The 17,645-nt window shown below is 68.7% G+C and carries 18 protein-coding genes; 8 read left to right on the forward strand and 10 right to left on the reverse strand.

All coding sequences use genetic code 11. From position 1 onward, the window contains the following. Window positions 1–348: 348 nt before the first annotated feature. Together LGM42_RS30685 and LGM42_RS30690 are read left to right on the forward strand one after the other, a co-directional pair. Window positions 349–627, forward strand: coding sequence for a type II toxin-antitoxin system RelE/ParE family toxin (locus tag LGM42_RS30685; RefSeq protein ID WP_060312246.1), 279 nt, complete (start codon window positions 349–351; stop codon window positions 625–627). 13 nt (window positions 628–640) lie between these two features. Next, the gene (locus tag LGM42_RS30690) at window positions 641–943 is read left to right on the forward strand and encodes a HigA family addiction module antitoxin (RefSeq protein ID WP_059583991.1); all 303 of its coding nucleotides are present in this window, start codon (window positions 641–643) and stop codon (window positions 941–943) included. A 30-nt stretch (window positions 944–973) separates the two neighbouring features. Here the strand turns inward: LGM42_RS30690 and lpxL are convergent, their stop codons facing one another. Then, on the reverse strand, window positions 974–1,858 hold the full coding sequence (lpxL, locus tag LGM42_RS30695; protein WP_059583990.1) for a lauroyl acyltransferase LpxL: 885 nt from the start codon (window positions 1,856–1,858) through the stop codon (window positions 974–976). A gap of 265 nt (window positions 1,859–2,123) precedes the next feature. Between lpxL and metK the strand changes: the two genes are divergently transcribed. After that, window positions 2,124–3,311, forward strand: a complete 1,188-nt coding sequence (gene metK, locus LGM42_RS30700; RefSeq protein WP_011546455.1) for a methionine adenosyltransferase — start codon at window positions 2,124–2,126, stop codon at window positions 3,309–3,311. Window positions 3,312–3,422: 111 nt separating this feature from the next. Here metK and LGM42_RS30705 read toward each other — a convergent pair whose 3' ends face one another. After that, window positions 3,423–3,764: a hypothetical protein gene (locus LGM42_RS30705; RefSeq protein WP_059583988.1), complete on the reverse strand. Its 342-nt coding sequence runs from the start codon at window positions 3,762–3,764 to the stop codon at window positions 3,423–3,425. 352 nt (window positions 3,765–4,116) lie between these two features. Between LGM42_RS30705 and LGM42_RS30710 the strand changes: the two genes are divergently transcribed. After that, complete coding sequence (locus LGM42_RS30710) at window positions 4,117–4,890, forward strand: phytanoyl-CoA dioxygenase family protein (protein WP_059583986.1); 774 nt, start codon at window positions 4,117–4,119, stop codon at window positions 4,888–4,890. Window positions 4,891–5,029: 139 nt separating this feature from the next. Here the strand turns inward: LGM42_RS30710 and LGM42_RS30715 are convergent, their stop codons facing one another. Next, a complete protein-coding gene (locus tag LGM42_RS30715; RefSeq protein WP_226234219.1) occupies window positions 5,030–5,236 on the reverse strand; it encodes a DUF3185 family protein in 207 nt (68 codons plus the stop codon). Between the two features lie 193 nt (window positions 5,237–5,429). Between LGM42_RS30715 and mgrA the strand changes: the two genes are divergently transcribed. Next, window positions 5,430–6,473 (forward strand): L-glyceraldehyde 3-phosphate reductase, encoded by a 1,044-nt coding sequence (gene mgrA, locus LGM42_RS30720; protein WP_226234220.1) that lies wholly within the window; start codon window positions 5,430–5,432, stop codon window positions 6,471–6,473. 107 nt (window positions 6,474–6,580) lie between these two features. On the opposite strand, the gene LGM42_RS30725 is transcribed toward mgrA, so the two are convergent. Both LGM42_RS30725 and LGM42_RS30730 read right to left on the reverse strand, forming a co-directional pair. Beyond that, window positions 6,581–6,766, reverse strand: a complete 186-nt coding sequence (locus tag LGM42_RS30725) for a hypothetical protein (protein ID WP_006482800.1) — start codon at window positions 6,764–6,766, stop codon at window positions 6,581–6,583. Window positions 6,767–7,120: 354 nt separating this feature from the next. Beyond that, window positions 7,121–8,008 carry a DMT family transporter gene (locus LGM42_RS30730; RefSeq protein WP_226234221.1) on the reverse strand — a complete coding sequence of 296 codons (888 nt, stop codon included), beginning with the start codon at window positions 8,006–8,008 and terminating at the stop codon, window positions 7,121–7,123. Between the two features lie 806 nt (window positions 8,009–8,814). On the opposite strand from LGM42_RS30730, the gene LGM42_RS30735 reads away from it, so the two are divergent. Together LGM42_RS30735 and LGM42_RS30740 are read left to right on the forward strand one after the other, a co-directional pair. Beyond that, complete coding sequence (locus LGM42_RS30735; protein WP_006477514.1) at window positions 8,815–9,027, forward strand: hypothetical protein; 213 nt, start codon at window positions 8,815–8,817, stop codon at window positions 9,025–9,027. A gap of 46 nt (window positions 9,028–9,073) precedes the next feature. After that, entirely contained in the window at window positions 9,074–10,105 is a 1,032-nt protein-coding gene (locus LGM42_RS30740) for a serine/threonine protein kinase (RefSeq protein WP_124658838.1), read from the forward strand. Window positions 10,106–10,180: 75 nt separating this feature from the next. On the opposite strand, the gene LGM42_RS30745 is transcribed toward LGM42_RS30740, so the two are convergent. Next, entirely contained in the window at window positions 10,181–11,623 is a 1,443-nt protein-coding gene (locus LGM42_RS30745; protein ID WP_059642526.1) for a coniferyl aldehyde dehydrogenase, read from the reverse strand. Next, entirely contained in the window at window positions 11,620–12,120 is a 501-nt protein-coding gene (locus LGM42_RS30750; RefSeq protein ID WP_226234222.1) for a hypothetical protein, read from the reverse strand. Before LGM42_RS30750 ends, LGM42_RS30745 begins: the two co-directional genes overlap by 4 nt. Window positions 12,121–12,586: 466 nt before the next feature. On the opposite strand from LGM42_RS30750, the gene LGM42_RS30755 reads away from it, so the two are divergent. Continuing rightward, complete coding sequence (locus LGM42_RS30755) at window positions 12,587–14,227, forward strand: GMC family oxidoreductase (protein WP_226234223.1); 1,641 nt, start codon at window positions 12,587–12,589, stop codon at window positions 14,225–14,227. 29 nt (window positions 14,228–14,256) lie between these two features. Here the strand turns inward: LGM42_RS30755 and LGM42_RS30760 are convergent, their stop codons facing one another. From LGM42_RS30760 to fliI, 3 genes are read right to left on the reverse strand one after another with little or no spacing between them, the layout of a single operon-like run. Continuing rightward, window positions 14,257–15,636 (reverse strand): flagellar hook-length control protein FliK, encoded by a 1,380-nt coding sequence (locus LGM42_RS30760; protein WP_226234224.1) that lies wholly within the window; start codon window positions 15,634–15,636, stop codon window positions 14,257–14,259. Window positions 15,637–15,667: 31 nt separating this feature from the next. Beyond that, window positions 15,668–16,126 (reverse strand): flagellar export protein FliJ, encoded by a 459-nt coding sequence (fliJ, locus tag LGM42_RS30765; protein WP_059583972.1) that lies wholly within the window; start codon window positions 16,124–16,126, stop codon window positions 15,668–15,670. A 5-nt stretch (window positions 16,127–16,131) separates the two neighbouring features. Next, complete coding sequence (gene fliI, locus LGM42_RS30770; protein ID WP_264162944.1) at window positions 16,132–17,637, reverse strand: flagellar protein export ATPase FliI; 1,506 nt, start codon at window positions 17,635–17,637, stop codon at window positions 16,132–16,134. Window positions 17,638–17,645: the final 8 nt, after the last annotated feature.

Here is a 17,645-nt window from a genome sequence, read left to right on the forward strand (position 1 = left end):
GGGCGGCCTCGTTCGTCGTGCCGATCTCAACCGCAAATGATACATGCAGCCGACAGGGGCGTCCTGCGCCGGGACGGTGCTCCGGGTCGCGCCTGCGGACCGGGTGGGCGGCATATGTCGATGGGCCGACTGGTCGGGTACGTGGCGAGGAGACAAATTGGCGTGGTGTGGCGCGCGCAACGGTGGCGGGACCGGCGATGCGTGCTCGCACGCACGACGAAGGTGTGAGGTGACCCGGACGAACGTTTTCGTACTGGTCAGATTGACGAGGAAATCAAGTGATTCGTATAGTTTGGCTATACACATTCGGGCCATGCTGTCGACGTCGCGCTCGAGTGTGGGAGGTCCATGATCAAGTCATGGGTACACAAGGGACTGGAAGCGTTTTTCGTCACCGGGAGCAAGGCGGGCATTCGGCCCGATCATGCGCCCAGGCTGCGGCGCATGCTGGCGCGTCTCGACGTCGCAGGCGCGCCGCACGACATGAATGTGCCCGGCTGGCGTTTTCACGGCCTCGCCGGCGCGCTGGGCGGACATTACGCAGTCGGCGTCAACGGCAACTGGCGGCTGACGTTCCGATTCGACGGCCCCGACGTCGTTCTGGTCGATTACCAGGACTACCACTAAGGTGATTCAAGCCATGACCCGCATCTTCAATCCGCCCCATCCGGGCGAAACGCTGCGCGACGACGTGCTGCCGGCGCTCGGCCTGACCGTCACCGAGGCCGCGTCGCAACTCGGCGTGACGCGTGCCGCACTGTCGCGGATCCTGCACGGCCATGCCGGCATCTCGCCGGAAATGGCGTTGCGCCTCGAAGCGTGGCTCGGCGAGGAAAACGGGGGAAGGGCCGATCTGTGGCTCGCGCAGCAGTCGGCCTACGATCTCTGGCGCGCGCGCGCCAAGGGCGCGCCGAAGGTGGCGAGGGCGCGGGCACGCGCATGACGGCGCGCCCGCGAACGTCTCGCGGCAGGGTCAGTACAGGCTCGGCTCGCCGGGCGGGCGCGTCTTGAAGCGCTTGTGCACCCAGTAGTACTGCTCGGGCATCAGCGGAATCTGTTCCTCGAGGAATGCGTTCATCCGCCGCGCGTCGAGATCGTCGTCGCCGGTCGGGTAGTGATCCCACGGCTTGAATACCTTCAGACGGTAGCCCTTGTAGTTCGGCAACACCTCGCCGATGAACGGCACGACCTGCGCACGGCCCGTCTTCGCGAGCCGGCCGACGGCCGTCAGCGTGCACGCCGGCACGCCGAAGAACGGGACGAACGTCGAGTTGCGCAGCCCGTAGTCCATGTCGGCGCCGAGCATCACCGGCTTGCGGTCGCGCAGCCAGCGCAGCACGACGCGCGCGCTGTCCGCGCGGCCGACCATCTCGGCGTCGAAGCGCCCGCGCGCCTTCTTCGCCTCCTCCTCGAGCACCGCGTTCGAGAACGGCTGGTACAGCGATCCGCAGCGGCGGTGCAGCGACCGGTTCAGCCAGATCGAACCGGCTTCGATGCCGACGAAGTGCAGACCGAGGAACAGCGTCGGCGGCAGGTCCGGATCGGTGAGATCGACCGCGCTGTCGACCTGGATCAGCTTCGCGAGCTTCTTCTCCGAGCCGAACCACTGCACGCTGCGCTCGACGTAGCTGCGGATCGCATGGCGGAAATGCCGGCCCGCCACGTCCTCGCGCCGCTCGTCGCTCCAGTCGGGGAAGCAGAGTTTCAGATTCGTATGTACGATGCGCTTTCGCCGGCTGGGGATCTGATACAGCAGCCAGCCGAGGCCATCGCCGAACCGTGCGGTCAGACCGTACGGCAGTAGCGCGAGCAGCTTCAGCAAGCCGATGGCGAGGTGCGTGCCGAGGCGGCCTAGCATGCGGAATCTCCGTGGGGCCGGCTGGCCGGCACGTTGCGAACAGGGTGGTAAGACAGCGGAAGATGCAGCACGGGCGGCGCTCTGTGACAATTCAGGAAAGCCGCTATAATACGGGCTTCGCCGAGTTAACTGACAACTTGCGGGGCGAAGCCGGCTGGCGCGACACACGCTGCCCGGTCCTGGTAATCCGCTAAAGCGTCGCCGCTTCAGGCCCAACGAAGCTGGCTACGTGAAACCAACCGTAACCACACAGGAGCCTGAAAAAGTGGCAAACGATTATCTCTTCACGTCCGAATCCGTCTCCGAAGGCCATCCGGACAAGGTCGCGGACCAAATCTCGGACGCGATTCTCGACGCCATCCTCGAGCAGGACAAATACTCCCGCGTCGCGGCGGAAACGCTGTGCAACACGGGTCTCGTCGTGTTGGCCGGTGAAATCACCACGACGGCCAACATCGATTACATCCAGATCGCGCGCGATACGATCAAGCGCATCGGCTACGACAACACCGACTACGGCATCGACTACAAGGGTTGCGCGGTGCTCGTCGCATACGACAAGCAATCGCCGGACATCGCGCAGGGCGTCGATCGTGCACACGACGACAACCTCGATCAAGGCGCGGGCGACCAGGGCCTGATGTTCGGCTATGCGTGCGACGAAACCCCGGAACTGATGCCGCTGCCGATCTACCTGTCGCACCGCCTCGTCGAGCGCCAGGCCAGCCTGCGCCGCGACGGCCGCCTGCAATGGCTGCGTCCGGACGCGAAGTCGCAGGTCACCGTCCGCTACGTCGACGGCAAGCCCGATTCGATCGACACCGTCGTGCTGTCCACGCAGCACGCACCGGACATCGAGCTGCCCGCGCTGCGCGAAGCGGTGATCGAGGAAATCATCAAGCCGACGCTGCCCGCCGAGCTGATCAAGGGCGACATCAAGTTCCTCGTGAACCCGACCGGCCGGTTCGTGATCGGCGGCCCGCAGGGCGATTGCGGCCTGACCGGCCGCAAGATCATCGTCGACACCTACGGCGGTGCCGCACCGCACGGCGGCGGCGCGTTCTCGGGCAAGGATCCGTCGAAGGTCGACCGTTCGGCCGCGTATGCGGGCCGCTACGTCGCGAAGAATATCGTCGCCGCCGGCCTCGCGTCGCGCGCGCTGATCCAGGTGTCGTACGCGATCGGCGTGGCCGAGCCGACCTCGGTGATGGTCAACACGTTCGGCACGGGCCGCGTGTCGGATGCGGTGATCACGAAGCTCGTGCGCGAGCATTTCGACCTGCGTCCGAAGGGCATCATCAAGATGCTCGACCTGCTGCGCCCGATCTACGAGAAGACCGCGGCTTACGGTCACTTCGGCCGCGAAGAGCCGGAGTTCTCGTGGGAAGCGACCGACAAGGCGCTCGCGCTGGCCGAAGCGGCCGGCGTGGAGCCGACCGCACGCGTCGCGTGAGCGTCGCTCGCCTGAAATGAAAAACCCCGGCCAAGCCGGGGTTTTTTTATGGGTTCGATCGCCGAAGCAATGGCGGCCGATCGGGGCGGACGACGCCGGCCAGGTACATTCTCAGCGCGCGCCGAACCCGAACCAGCCGTTGCTGGCCGCGAGGCGACGCGGGCGGTTGATGCGGCGCTGCGGGCCGAGCTTGCGGCGCAGCGCGAGCGCGCGCAGCGACGACGGCTTCTGCAGCAGCGAGCGCAGGCCGGCGCGGCGCGCGAACGCCTGCGTGCTCATCATCGAGAAAAACGCGTGAAACCACGCACGGATGCCGTCCAGCCGGCTGTGCGGGTGCGTACGTTCGGCCAGCGCCTGCGTGCGTGCGCGGTGGTGGCGCAGCGGGCGGGCGGGAGCGGACGGCACGACGCGCTTCGCGGCGCGGTTGAAACGGGAAGTCAGACGGAATGGCATGTGAACGATGCTTCGCTTGTATGGATGGCGCCCTGCAGAGCGCACTGGTATGAACGGCCTCGGATGACGCAACGGATCTTACCGAAACCCGTTGCGCGCCGCGCCCGCCAGAATTGACAGGCCGCGTCAGGCTACAGGGGATTCGTGACGGGCAAAAGTCGCGATAAACCCTTGTGCCGCAACGCGTGTGCCGCATACCGCCTGTCGCTCAGGCAGGTGCCGCGTCGCACAGTTCCCTTGCGCTGGATCAAATCCGCGATTGGCATGCCCCTGCGCACGACAATGGCGCTGTTCGCGGTATCCGGCGCCGATTTACAATCGTCACATTCACACAATAAACGTCTGGCATCCCATGTCGTCTCCATTGCAGTCGGAATCGATCCGCGCGCAAGTCGCGGAATTGCGCGAGCGCGGCTTCGTCGTCGCGCGCGGCCTCGTCGGCGAAGCGCAGTGCGCGACGCTCAGGCAGATCGCGGAGCGCCAGTTGCGGGAGGCCGCCGAGCCGATCGAATTCGAGGCCGACCTGCGCTACCCGGGCGCGCCCGAGTCGAAGCATGCGCCGGGCGGGCATACGGTGCGGCGCCTGCTCGATGCGTACGCGCGCGATCCGGCATTCGCCGAGCGTGCGATCGCGCCCGAAATCGGCGCGTGGATGCGCGAGTATTTCGGTGAGCAACCGGTGCTGTCGCGCGCGCATCACAACTGCATGATGACGAAGCACCCGGCGTACGGCAGCCTGACCGGCTGGCATCGCGATTTCCGCTACTGGGCGTTCGAGCGCCCGGACATGGTGTCGGTGTGGCTCGCGCTCGGGCCGGAAACCAACGAGAACGGCGCGTTGTGGCTGGTGCCCGGCTCGCATACGGCCGAATTCGGGCCGGAAGCGTTCGATGACGCGAAGTTCTTCCGCGGCGATCTGCCGGAAAATCGCAGGATGATCGACGCGGCCACGTGCCCGTCGCTGCAGACGGGCGACGTCGTGTTCTTCCACTGCAACACGCTGCATTCGGCCGGGCAGAACCGTTCCGACCAGGTGAAGTTCTCGCTCGTGTACACGTACCATGGCGCGAGCAACCGGCCGGTGCCCGGCACGCGCTCGGCGTCGAAGCCGGAAGTGCAGTTCTAGGCGCGGATCTGGCGGCCGGTGAAGCCGCCGCGGCCACGCGATGCGGCGCATCGCGGGCGGATGAAACGACGGGCGGCCTGGCCGCCCGTTTCGTGTGGCGCGGCCCCCGCGCGTGACGCGAGCCGCGGATGCGTCGCGATCAGCGCTTGCCGCCCGGCATCGCGAGGCCGATCAGGCCGATGAACGACGCGACGGCGCCGCCGACGATCAGCAGGATCGTCTTCGTCGCGGGCGAGCCGGTGAAGAAGCGCGACACGTTGTCGTTGATCGAATGGAACGACTGGCCGCCGAAATACAGCAGCACGATGCCGCCGACGAGCAGTGCAACCGAGATGGCCCGGGACATACCAACCTCGCTGAAACGGTGATTCGAGACGCCGCAGTGTAGGCGAGCGCCGCGGTCGCGTCCATCGCCGTGCCGCCGTGCGCGATTCGGCCGCTTTCGCTACCATAGTCGTCGTATGACTCCTTCGCCGCCGTCGCGCCATCGGCGCGGCCGGCGCGCGTCCCTTCCCCCGATGTCCTGACGGAACAGACTCATGGCCTACGAAGCAGCTTCCGAACGTTATGCCGACATGCAATACCGTACCTGCGGCAAATCCGGGCTCAAACTGCCCGCCCTGTCGCTCGGCCTGTGGCACAACTTCGGCGATTCGACGCCGATCTCGACGCAGCGCGAGATCCTGCGCACCGCGTTCGATCTCGGCATCAACCATTTCGACCTCGCGAACAACTACGGGCCGCCGTACGGCAGCGCCGAAACCAATTTCGGCCGGCTGCTGAAGGAGGATTTCCGGCCGTATCGCGACGAGCTGCTGATCTCGACGAAGGCCGGCTGGGACATGTGGCCGGGCCCGTACGGCAGCGGCGGCGGGTCGCGCAAGTACGTGCTCGCGAGCCTCGATCAGAGCCTGCAGCGGATGGGGCTCGACTACGTCGACATCTTCTATTCGCACCGTTTCGACGCGCATACGCCGCTCGAGGAAACGGCGGGCGCGCTGGCGTCGGCCGTGCAGCAGGGCAAGGCGCTCTACATCGGCATCTCGTCGTATTCGGCCGCGAAGACGCGCGAGATGGCCGACCTGCTCGCGCAGTACAAGGTGCCGCTGCTGATTCACCAGCCGTCGTACAACCTGCTGAACCGCTGGATCGAGCGCGACCTGCTCGGCACGCTCGACGACGTCGGCGCGGGCAGCATCGCGTTCACGCCGCTCGCGCAGGGCTTGCTCACGTCGAAGTATCTGAACGGCGTGCCGGCCGACGCGCGCGTGAACAAGCCGGGCGGCGGCTCGCTGAAGCAGGAGCACCTGAGCGCGGACAACCTCGAGCATGTACGCAAGCTCAACGCGATCGCCGAACGGCGCGGGCAGAGCCTCGCGCAGATGGCGCTGGCGTGGGTGCTGCGTGACGGCCGCGTGACGTCCGCGCTGATCGGCGCGAGCCGGATGGAGCAGGTGCGCGAGAACGTCGGCGCGTTGAAGAACCTCGAATTCTCGGCGGAGGAGCTCGCGGAGATCGATCGCTACGCGACGGAAGGCGGCATCAATCTGTGGGAAAAGCCGTCCACCGATCAGGCGATCTGACCGGAAGTCGATACGGCATGCGAAACATCGCGCGCCGTATCGTCGACGCGCAGGCAGTGCGTCACCTCGCTGCCGTGCAGCGAGGTGTGTCGCGCACGGCGGTGGCGCTAGATCAGCGCGGGCAGGCCTTCAACGAGCAATACCGCGACGCCGACGCCGAGAATGACGCCGAGTACGCGCAGCAGGTTGTGACGGAACTGGGTGGCGCACGGCACCGCGCCGAGAAATAGCGCTCCGGCCAGCGCCATCGGAATCAACAGGATGAAGTCGCCGATCGTGAAGTAGGTCGTCATGCGTGTCTCCAGTGTCGGCCGAAGTGAGCGCTTCAGTGCGTGCCTTGGCGGCTCCATCCCCGCGGGATATCGGCCGAAGCCGGCACGCGTGCGCTCACCCCGGCCCCATGCCGGGTGTTTCTAGTTGGTCCGGCCCGTTACGAGCAGGCCGGTCCATTCGAGTATAGGCAACCGGCGGCGTTTTTCGCTATCCGAACCATTAAAAATCAGCGGAAAGCCCCGGGAATCCCGCATTTTTCGTGCGAACAAGACGAACGCCTTGCACGCATCTTTCCCATTCCTTTCGATTTTCGCGGAATCGTCGTATGTGTCCGATACGGGCCGCCGCACCCGCGGGCGCGGCGGCCGGCCCGCTCACGCGCGGTCGGGTTGCGGGCGGCCGGCCGGCGCGCGGAACACGAGCGCGAGCCCGGCGATGATCGCGCCCATGCCGGCGAGCGCGAGCGGCTCGGGCCGGTTGCCGAGCCACGCGGCATCCATCAGCGTGGTGACGACCGGCACGAGATAGAACAGGCTCGTCACGTTCACGAGATCGCCGCGCTGCATCAATCGGTAGAACAGCAGTTGCGCGATCACCGAAATCACGATGCCGAGCCAAAGCAGCGGCACGACGAACGCCCAGTTCAGCTCGAACGACACCGGCCGGAACGGCACGATCGCGACGCACAGCGCGAGGCCGATCGCGTTCTGCATCGGCAGCACGTCGGCGGGCGCCGCGCGCACGCGCTTTTGCAGCAGCGAGCCGACGGTCAGCGCGACGAGCGCCGTGAGCGCGCACGCGATGCCGGCCGCCGACAGGCCGCCCGTCCCGCCGCTCACGCCGCGACCGACGACGAGCGCGAGGCCCGCGAGCGACAGCGCGAGCCCCGCGATGCGCGCCGGCTGCCAGCGCCGCTCGACGATCGCGAGCGTGAGGATCGGCTGCACGCCGAGGATCGTCGCGAGCACGCCGGGCGCGATGCCGCGCTCGAGCGCGAGCAGATAGAAGATCGAATAGCCGCCCATCATCAGCAATCCGGTCAGCGCGGCCATGCGCCGCTCGCCGCGCGGCGGCAGCCAGCGTTTGCGCATGAAGGCCAGCACGAGCAGCACGAATGAGGCGAGCGCGAAACGGGCAGTGAGAAAGGCGAACGCGGAGGCGTGCCGCAAACCGAGTTCAGCGAAGATCGCGCCGCTGCTCCACAGCAGTACGAAGAGCGACGTCGCGCCATGCGCGGCAAGCGCGCGTTTGAACGAAACCATGTGAATCCACCTGTCGAACGGATCGAAACGTTCCATCCGCGCGCGGCAACGTGCCGTGCGTCATGACGCACGCACGTGCAGACAACGGGGCGAATGGAAGACGAAGAAGCCGGCGAGTCAGCCGGCGCGTGCCGCCGGCGGGGGCGGCGCGGCGCAGACGCGCGGCGGTGCGACATGAGGAGGAAGGACCGACGGATGCACGCACGCCCGCGGCCGCGAGTCGAACTGCGGCCGGGATGTTGCGCGGGCGGACGTGAGCGGATGCATCGTGTCGGAATGCGATTGAACGCGAATGAAAGCCAAAGGTACCGCAAGGCAGCCGTCGAACGCAACTGCTGTCGGCGGCGGCGCATCGCGGGCGGGGCGATGCAAGACGGCGCCGGCTCGCTGGCCGATGCGCATGCAAGCTTTCGACGACCGGAAGAAGGCGATCGGCAAGCGACGCGCGTGAGGTGATGTCAGCGCCGATCGCGGGCGTGTTCCGACGATCCCGCGCGGCGCAAGCGAAACGGGACGCGCGTTGCGTCGATCGCGTGTGCGCGGCGGCGCCGGACGGTTTCGGTAGGCAGCCGCATTCGACAGGGTATGATGGGGGTAACCGGGCGGGCAAGTGCGTGCCCGGCGCAGTGGTTGATTGGAGACATTCGACGAATTCGCGGCACTTCGCCCGCTTCTTCTTCTTTTCGCGCTTCGATAAACCGTGAACAATGGGATCACGCGCAACGCTCCGCCGAGAGCGGCGCGGATCGTGCATTTGCCGGCTCGCCAGCGGGCCGGGTTTCAAGATTCAAGAGTGGGGAACCATCATGCATATCGGGTCGATTGTCTGCACTACCCATATCGCGGTGCCGAAGGGCGCGCGCGGCATCGTCCAGCGCATCCTGGGCGACATGGCCATGGTGACCTGGTACGCGGGCGTGCCGGGTGAGTCGAAAGAACTCAACACCGAGCCGTTCTTTCTCGAGGACCTGATCGATACCGGCGAATCCGTCTTGCCGGCCGGCGCGGCGCTTCACTAAGGGCGCTCGTACCGGACGCTCGTCTTTCGGTCCGGCTGGCGGCACAATGCGGGGCATGACCGACACCACTTCCGCTCCCGCTTCTCCCGCCAGCCCGCCGTTCGCCGGCCTCACGCCCGAGTGCGTGCTCGACGCGCTCGACAGCGTGCTGATGCCGGCCGGCCTGCGCACCGACGGGCGCCTGCTCGCCCTCAACAGCTACGAAAACCGCGTCTACCAGGTCGGTATCGAAGACGGCCCGCCGGTCGTCGCGAAGTTCTATCGCCCGGCGCGCTGGTCGGACGACGCGATTCTCGAAGAGCATGCGTTCGTCGCCGAACTCGCCGCGCGCGAGATTCCGGCGGTGCCCGCGCGAGCCTTCGACGGCCGCACGCTGCACGCGTTCGACGGCTTCCGCTTCTCGATCTTCGAGCGGCGCGGCGGCCGCGCACCCGATCTCGATCGCAGCGACACGCTCGAATGGCTCGGCCGCTTCATCGGCCGCATTCATGCGGTCGGCGCGACGCAACCGTATGCCGCGCGTCCCGTGCTCGACATCGGTACGTTCGGCTACGAGCCGCGCGATTACCTGCTCGCGCACGATTTCATTCCGGATGACGTAAGGCCGGCGTACGAGACCGCGGTCGCACTCGCGCTCGAAGGCGTCGAGGCCGCGTTCGAACGCGCGGGCGAGATCCGCCTGCTGCGCACGCACGGCGACTGTCATCCGAGCAACGTGCTGTGGACCGATGCCGGCCCGCATTTCGTCGACTTCGACGACAGCCGGATGGCGCCGGCCGTCCAGGATCTGTGGCTGCTGCTGCCGGGCGATCGCGAAGGCGCGTCGCGCGCGCTGGCGGACCTGCTCGCCGGCTACGAGGATTTCTGCGAATTCGAGCCGCGCGAGCTGCATCTGGTCGAAGCGCTGCGGACGCTGCGGCTGATCCACTATGCGGCGTGGCTCGCGCGGCGCTGGGACGACCCGGCGTTTCCGGCCGCGTTCCCGTGGTTCAACACGCATCGTTACTGGGAAGCGCGCGTGCTCGAATTGCGCGAGCAGATCGGCGCGATGCAGGAAGGGCCGCTCTGGCCCGTGTGATGGACGACGGCTGCGTGCGCGGCATCCCATGCCGTGCGGCAAGGGCCGCGGCGCGACGCGCGCGGCCCGTCTACCTCAGAACTTCAGCATCAGCTTGATCAGCGCGGCGAAGCGCTTGCCGTATGGCGGCGCGAGCAGGTTGCGCGCGTTCAGCCGCGCCTGCGTGAGCACGGGCTTCATCTTCGAGAACGTCACGAAGCCGTCGTAGCCGTGATACGCGCCCATGCCGCTCGCGCCGACGCCGCCGAACGGCAAGCTGCCGCACGCGATGTGCATCAGCGTTTCGTTGACCGTTACGCCGCCGGAGATCGTTTCGTGCATCACGCGGTCGACCGTGCCGCCATCCTCGTCGAACAGGTACAGCGCGAGCGGACGCGGGCGCGCGTTGACGTATGCGATCGCTTCGTCGAGCCGTTCGTACGGCACGAGCGGCAGCAGCGGCCCGAAGATTTCCTCCTGCATCAGTTGCGACGCGGCCGGCACCCGCGTGAGCGCGCACGGCACGAAGCGGCGCGACACGGGATCGGACTGCGCGTCGGACAGCGGATGCAACTGCGCGCCGCCCGCCTGCGCGTCGCTCGCGAGTTGCTGCAGACGCGCGTAGTGGCGCGGTGACACGATCGTCGTGTAGTCGCCGTTGGCCGACAGGTCCGGATACAGCTTCGCGAAGCGGGTTCGCGCGCGTTCGATGAACGCGCCTTCCATCCCGCGCGGCAGCAGCACGTAGTCGGGCGCGATGCAGGTCTGGCCGGCGTTCAGCGTCTTGCCGGCGACGATCGCGTCGACGGCCGCGTCGAAGCGCGCATTCGGGCCGATGATCGCCGGCGACTTGCCGCCGAGCTCGAGCGTGACGGGCGTGAGGTTGTCGGCGGCCGCGCGCATCACGTGGCGGCCGACCTGCGTGGAGCCGGTGAACAGCAGATGGTCGAACGGCAGCGCGCTGAATGCGGCGCCGACCTCCGCGTCGCCGTTGACGACCGCGACGTGGTCGCGCGTGAAGGTCTTGCCGATGAGCTGCTCGAACAGCGCCGACGTGCGCGGCGTCAGTTCGGACATCTTGATGATCGCGCGGTTGCCGGCGGCGAGCGCGCAGATCAGCGGGCCGGCCGCGAGCAGCACCGGGTAGTTCCACGGCACGACGATGCCGACCACGCCGAGCGGCTGCGGCACGACCTTCGCGCGCGCCGGGCGCAGCCATTTGTTCATCGGCTTGCGGATCGGCTTCATCCAGCGCTTGCCGTGCTTCAGCGCGTCGTCGATCTCTTCCTTCGCCATCCAGATTTCCGACAGCAGCACTTCCTGCTTCGCGCGATGGCCGAAATCGGCGCTGATCGCGTCGGCGAGCGCATCCGCGTGGTCGATCAGCATCGTGCGCAGCGCGCGCAGGTGCTGCGCACGCGTGTCCCACGCCGGGTACGGTGCGCGCAGGTACGCCGCGCGCTGGTCGTGCAGCAGCGACGTCAGCGCATCGACCGACGGGCGTGCTTGCGGAGCCAGTTCGGGCAGGTCGTTCTTCATGTCGTCTCCTCCAGTTGGGCCTGGCTGGTCGGCCGGCCGTCACGCCGCACGCTCGGCGAGCGCGGCGACGCGGATCGGGTGATGCGTGTCGCGCGGCACGGGGCCGGATGCGACGGGTGCTCGAAAACCGGTTGATGCATGCGGCCGGCGTCGTATCCGCGCGACGGTGTCCGTGTCCGAAAGTCGTGCCGCACGGCACGCGCGCACGGCCCGATGCGGTGACGCGCGGGCACGCGACGCCGTCTTGCGAGCGTGTGCCGGTGCACCGCGGCAGCGTCGCGCGACGGGTCCGTGACGGCGCGTCGCCGCGCGTCGTGCGACGGCGCCGAGACACCGTCCAAACGGTCGGCGACGACACGCGCCGTTCGATTTCGACCGAGGGCGCGCATCACGCCGCGCAGCGTCGCGCGGGCCGCCGTTTGAAATGAAATACGGGCCGCGCGCTTGACCTCTGGATCACCCGGTCGGCACGCGGCCTGCAGGATCTGGCGCTGCATCGTCATTCCTCCCGTTTCGCGACGAATCGGCTTCTCGTGGCCGGTGCATCGCGCGAAGCGCATCGACACATCTTAAATTTAGTTCACGCGGGCGTTTAGAGGAATCGCTCTTGAATCGGCGCGCCGCGCACGGGACGGCCATTCCTACAATGCGCCGAGGGTCTGTTTGCAGATGGAACACGCATGCGTTGCCACGAGAACGGCCGCTCGCGGCGTCGCGCGCCTCGCGAGCGGCCGTTCTCGTGGCAACTCCAAATTAAAAAAATCATGTCACGGGAATGCCCGAAATCGCCCATCCCCCAAGGGGACTTCCTTCGGGGCGTATGGCTGCGTCGCTCGTCGCCCCTTGCCCTACGAGCGATTTCGGGCATTCGCATGCGGTTCCATCTGCAAACAGACCCTCCAAAGAGGAGACACGGTCGCGCGGCAGTGCCGGGCGACCTCCATGACACGACGGAGACGTGACATGCAATACGACTACATCATCGTGGGCGGAGGTTCGGGCGGAGCGAGCCTTGCCGGCCGTCTCGCCGATGCCTGCCCCGATGCGACGATCGCGCTGATCGAGGCCGGCTCGCATACGGAGCGCAATCTGCTCGTCAACATGCCGGTCGGCATCGCGGCGCTGGTGCCGTTCAAGCTCGGCACGAACTACGGCTACGAGACGGTACCGCAGCCGGGCCTCGGCGGGCGGCGCGGTTACCAGCCGCGCGGGCGCGGGATGGGCGGCTCGAGCGCGATCAACGCGATGATCTATACGCGCGGCCACCCGGGCGACTACGACGAGTGGGCGCAACTGGGCGCGACGGGCTGGGGCTGGCAGGACGTGCTGCCGTATTTCCGCCGCGCGGAAGGCAACGAGCGCGGCGCGGATGCATGGCACGGCGCGGACGGCCCGCTCACGGTGTCGGATCTGCGCTTTCGCAATCCGTTCTCCGAACGATTCATCCAGGCCGCGCATGCGGCCGGCTATCCGCTGAACGACGACTTCAACGGCGCGACGCAGGAAGGCGTCGGCTTCTACCAGGTCACGCATCGCGACGGCGCGCGCTGCAGCGTGGCGCGCGCGTATATCTACGGCCGCAACCGGCCGAACCTGCACGTGATCACCGATGCGACGGTGCTGCGCGTCGGGTTCGACGGCAAGCGCGCGGTCGGCGTCGTCGTGTCGCGCAACGGGCGGGTCGAGACGCTCGGCGCGCGCGCGGAAGTGATCCTGTCGGCCGGCGCGTTCAATTCGCCGCAACTGCTGATGTGTTCGGGGATCGGCCCGGCCGAGCAGTTGCGCCGGCACGGGATCGCGGTCGTGCACGATGCGCCGGACGTCGGCGCGAACCTGATCGACCACATCGATTTCATCATCAACACGCGCGTGAATTCGTCGGAGCTGGTCGGCGTGTGCCTGCGCGGCATCGCGAAGATGACGCCGGCGCTCGTGCGCTATTTCTCGCGCCGCACGGGGATGATGACGAGCAACGTCGCGGAGGCCGGCGGCTTCATCAAGAGCGACCCGTCGCTCGAGCGTCCCGACCTGCAACTGCATTTCTGCACGGCGCTCGTCGACGATCACAACCGCAAGATGCACTGGGGCTTCGGCTATTCGCTGCACGTGTGCGCACTGCGGCCGTTCAGCCGCGGCACGGTCGCGCTCGCGAGCGGCGATGCGCGCGATGCGCCGCTGATCGATCCGCGCTTCTTCAGCGATTCACGCGACCTCGACCTGCTGGTGCGCGGCACGCAGGCGATGCGCCGCATCCTGTCGCAGGCGCCGCTGGCGTCGCAGGGCGGGCGCGAGCTGTACACGCGGCCGGACCAGAGCGAAGCGGAGCTGCGCGCGACGATCGTCGCGCATGCGGACACGATCTATCACCCGGTCGGCACCTGCCGGATGGGCTCGGATGCGCGCGCGGTCGTCGATCCGCAACTGCGCGTGCGCGGCGTCGACGGATTGCGCGTGGTGGATGCGTCGGTGATGCCGACGCTGGTCGGCGGGAACACGAATGCGCCGTCGGTGATGATCGGCGAACGCGCGGCGGACTTCATCGCCGCGGCGCGCAAGGGCGGCGTGCCGCGCGGCGAGGCGGCCGCGGCGGTGCACGGTCGCTAGACGCGGCGCGCGCACGGCAGCGACCATGCTCAGGCAAACGTATCGACGAGGCCGGCGCGGCTCACGGGTGCGGCGACCGGTGCGGATCGCGCGGCGTCGACGGGTGCATCGACGGCTGACGGTCCGCCGTTCCCGCGTCGCGACGGCTGGCCGCCGGCGAAGGTCTGCTGCGGGTTTTGCTGCTGTTGCTGCGACGCGAGGCCGCCGTCGCTGACGGTCGCGCTGCCGAGCCCGAGCCCGCCCGCTTCCATCGCCTCGCGCAGCTTCGGCAGCGCGGCTTCGACCGCGTCGCGCACCTGCGCGTGCTGCGACACGAACAGCGCGTGCGCGTGATTGTCCGCGACGCGCAGTACGACCTGCAGCGGCCCGAGATCGGGCGGGTTGAGCGTCAGCTCGGCGCTCTGCTGGTGCGCATTCGACAGGAACACGACCTTCTGGCTCAGCGCATCCGTCCAGTCGGCCGTGCCGACGTGCGGCGCGAGCGCGTGCGCGTTGGCGGCGGCGATCGCACCGGCGGCCGGCGACAGTTGCAGGTTCGCCTGCGCGGCGGCGGTGGCCGCCGCGCCTGCCGCGAGCGTCGCGCTGGCGGCCGGGTCGGTTGCGTTGCCGGCTGCCGCGAGCGCGTGCTGTGCGCCGGATTGCGCGTTCGCGTCGGCCTGCAGCGTCTGCGGCGTGACCTGGGCCGGCGCCTGCTGGGTGGCGAGCGCGCCTTTCGCGTCGGCGAGCGTACGGTCGAAGGTCGGCACTTTCGGCGTGAGCGGCGCGGCGGCGTTCGACGTGGTCGCGGCCGGCGCCGTCGGCGTGGCGGCGGCGCTCGTGCCGGTCGCAGGCATCGCAATCGCGCTCGCACCACCCGTCAGCTTGGCGAGCGCCGCTTGCAGCGCGTCGCGGCTCGATGCCGGGTCGGTTGGCAGGGCGGCTGCGTCCTGGGTCGCATGGTCGGCGAGCGTGGCGGCGGCGTCCGGCTGGCCCGGCATGGCCGTCTTTTGCGCGGCGGCAGCGGCAGCCGCGGCGGCAGCGGTCGTCGCGTCGGCCGGCGTCGCGGTGTCCGGGCGCGCCTGCAGTTGCGCCTGCACGGCCGCGGCAGCCGCGAGCGCGGCGGCATCGGGGTTGGCGGTGGCGGTGGCGTTCGCGGCCGTGGCGTCGGTTGCGTCGTCGTCGTCCGTGCCGGACGGCTTCGCACCGGCGGCCGGCTTCGACGCAGCCTGTTTGGCCGGCACGTCCGGCGCAGCGGTGCTGGCCGTGTCGCCGCGCGTGGTGACGCTTTGCTTCAGCGTCTGCGCGAACGGCACGGCGCTCGCGGCAGCCGACGCATCGTTGGCAGTGGCGGACGCGCCCGGGCCGCGGGTGGCCTTGAGTGCGGCGCCGGCGGTGTCGAGCAGCGCGCCGAGCAGGGGCAGGGGAGGCATGACGGTTCTCTCGTTCGAAGGCGGTGGTCGGTTACGACGAGCGGGCCGCGTCGGCCCGCATGCGCAGGATCTTCGCGGCATGTTCGTCGGCGTCGCGCTGTTCGCGCCGGGCGTCGCGCTTCGCCTCTTGCGCGACGCCGCGCGCCTGCAGGATTTCATACGAGCCGACGGTCCGTTTCTTCTGCTGCCAGTTCGGGCGCGCCTCGTCGATGCGGACGTCGGCCGCGGCGAGCACGGTGCGCTGCTGCGCGATCGCCGCATCGAGCGTGTCGATGAACGCCTGGAAATTGCGCCAGTTGCCGGCCGGCATCCCGCTCTGCGCGGATTGGGCGAAGCGCGCGTGATATTCGTCGCGGTAGCGCAGCAGCGCGTCGAGCTGTTCGGCCGCCGCGGTGCGGTCGCGCTGCGCGGTGCCGAGCTGCTTCGCGGCCGAGTCGAGGTCTTCCTGCGCACGGTCGAGCAGCAACTGAAGGGGAAAGCCGTGGGCCATCGGGATCAGCCTCCGTAAGCGTCGAACAGCGCATCGAGCGCGGTGAGGCTCGATGCGAACGGCGCGCATTCACGAAAGCCCTGCTGCAGGAAGGCCTCGATGCGCGGGTAGAGCGCGATCGCGCGGTCGAGCTGCGCGTCGCGGCCGGGTGCGTAGGCGCCGACCGCGATCAGGTCGCGATTGCGCTGGTAGCGCGACAGCATCTGCTTGAACTGCCGCACGTGGTCGAGATGCGTTTCGTCGATCAGCGCGGTCATCGCGCGGCTGATCGACGCCTCGATGTCGATCGCCGGATAGTGGCCGGCCTCGGCGAGCGCGCGCGACAGCACGATGTGGCCGTCGAGGATCGCGCGCGCCGAATCGGCGATCGGGTCCTGCTGGTCATCGCCTTCGGTCAGCACCGTGTAGAACGCGGTGATCGAGCCGCCGCCTTCGGGCCCGTTGCCGGTGCGCTCGACGAGCGCGGGCAGCTTCGCGAACACCGACGGCGGATAGCCCTTCGTCGCGGGCGGCTCGCCGATCGCCAGCGCGATCTCGCGCTGCGCCATCGCGTAGCGCGTCAGCGAATCCATCAGCAGCAGCACGTGCTTGCCCTGGTCGCGGAAGTACTCGGCGAGCGACGTCGCGTACGCGGCGCCCTGCATCCGCAGCAGCGGCGACACGTCGGCCGGCGCGGCGACGACGACCGAGCGCGCGAGCCCGTCTTCGCCGAGGATCTGTTCGATGAATTCCTTCACTTCGCGGCCGCGTTCGCCGATCAGCCCGATCACGATCACTTCCGCGCTCGTGTAGCGCGCCATCGTGCCGAGCAGCACCGACTTGCCGACGCCGGAGCCGGCGAACAGGCCCATCCGCTGGCCGCGGCCGACGGTGAGCAGCGCGTTGATCGCGCGCACGCCGACGTCGAGCACATGGTGGATCGGCTCGCGATCGAGCGGGTTGATCGACGGCGCCGACAGCGGCGCATCGACTTTCGACGCGAGCGGGCCGAGGCCGTCGAGCGGGCGGCCCGATGCGTCGACGACGCGCCCGAGCATTTCCCAGCCGACCGGCAGCCGCTTCGCGCCCGCGAGCGGATCGGCGACGGGCGCGGCCTCGAGCGGCCACACGCGTGCGCCGGGCAGCACGCCCGCGACGTCGGTGGTCGGCATCAGGAACAGGCGGTCGCCGGCGAAGCCGACGACTTCGGCTTGCGCGTGCGGCAGCGTGCTGCCTGGCGGCAGTTCGATCGTGCATTCGGCGCCGACCGACAGGCGCAGCCCGATCGCCTCGAGCACGAGGCCGGCCGCGCGCGTGAGGCGGCCGCACGGCCGCAGCGGCAGCGCGCGGTGGCTGCGCGCGGCGAGCCCGTTCAGGTGCGTGCGCCAGTGCGCGAGGTGCGGATTGTGCGGCGCGCGCGGGGCGGCGCCGGCGGCCTCGGATGCCGCGTGCGGCGAGGCGTCGGATGCGGGATCGTGCGGGGCAGCCGGCCCGAACGACGCGAGCGCGAGCTCGCGTTCGAGCGGCGTCATGCCGTCGT

The sequence above is a fragment of the Burkholderia sp. AU39826 genome (assembly GCF_020419965.1).
Lineage (GTDB): Bacteria > Pseudomonadota > Gammaproteobacteria > Burkholderiales > Burkholderiaceae > Burkholderia > Burkholderia semiarida.

Excerpts from the sequence above, each read along its gene's own strand:
- LGM42_RS30685 (WP_060312246.1), top strand. The coding sequence starts at position 349 with ATGATCAAGTCATGGGTACACAAGGGACTGGAAGCGTTTTTCGTCACC.
- LGM42_RS30690 (WP_059583991.1), top strand. The coding sequence starts at position 641 with ATGACCCGCATCTTCAATCCGCCCCATCCGGGCGAAACGCTGCGCGAC.
- lpxL (WP_059583990.1), bottom strand. The coding sequence starts at position 1,858 with ATGCTAGGCCGCCTCGGCACGCACCTCGCCATCGGCTTGCTGAAGCTG.
- LGM42_RS30705 (WP_059583988.1), bottom strand. The coding sequence starts at position 3,764 with ATGCCATTCCGTCTGACTTCCCGTTTCAACCGCGCCGCGAAGCGCGTC.
- LGM42_RS30710 (WP_059583986.1), top strand. The coding sequence starts at position 4,117 with ATGTCGTCTCCATTGCAGTCGGAATCGATCCGCGCGCAAGTCGCGGAA.
- LGM42_RS30715 (WP_226234219.1), bottom strand. The coding sequence starts at position 5,236 with ATGTCCCGGGCCATCTCGGTTGCACTGCTCGTCGGCGGCATCGTGCTG.
- mgrA (WP_226234220.1), top strand. The coding sequence starts at position 5,430 with ATGGCCTACGAAGCAGCTTCCGAACGTTATGCCGACATGCAATACCGT.
- LGM42_RS30725 (WP_006482800.1), bottom strand. The coding sequence starts at position 6,766 with ATGACGACCTACTTCACGATCGGCGACTTCATCCTGTTGATTCCGATG.
- LGM42_RS30730 (WP_226234221.1), bottom strand. The coding sequence starts at position 8,008 with ATGGTTTCGTTCAAACGCGCGCTTGCCGCGCATGGCGCGACGTCGCTC.
- LGM42_RS30735 (WP_006477514.1), top strand. The coding sequence starts at position 8,815 with ATGCATATCGGGTCGATTGTCTGCACTACCCATATCGCGGTGCCGAAG.
- LGM42_RS30740 (WP_124658838.1), top strand. The coding sequence starts at position 9,074 with ATGCGGGGCATGACCGACACCACTTCCGCTCCCGCTTCTCCCGCCAGC.
- LGM42_RS30745 (WP_059642526.1), bottom strand. The coding sequence starts at position 11,623 with ATGAAGAACGACCTGCCCGAACTGGCTCCGCAAGCACGCCCGTCGGTC.
- LGM42_RS30750 (WP_226234222.1), bottom strand. The coding sequence starts at position 12,120 with ATGCAGCGCCAGATCCTGCAGGCCGCGTGCCGACCGGGTGATCCAGAG.
- LGM42_RS30755 (WP_226234223.1), top strand. The coding sequence starts at position 12,587 with ATGCAATACGACTACATCATCGTGGGCGGAGGTTCGGGCGGAGCGAGC.
- LGM42_RS30760 (WP_226234224.1), bottom strand. The coding sequence starts at position 15,636 with ATGCCTCCCCTGCCCCTGCTCGGCGCGCTGCTCGACACCGCCGGCGCC.
- fliJ (WP_059583972.1), bottom strand. The coding sequence starts at position 16,126 with ATGGCCCACGGCTTTCCCCTTCAGTTGCTGCTCGACCGTGCGCAGGAA.
- fliI (WP_264162944.1), bottom strand. The coding sequence starts at position 17,637 with ATGACGCCGCTCGAACGCGAGCTCGCGCTCGCGTCGTTCGGGCCGGCT.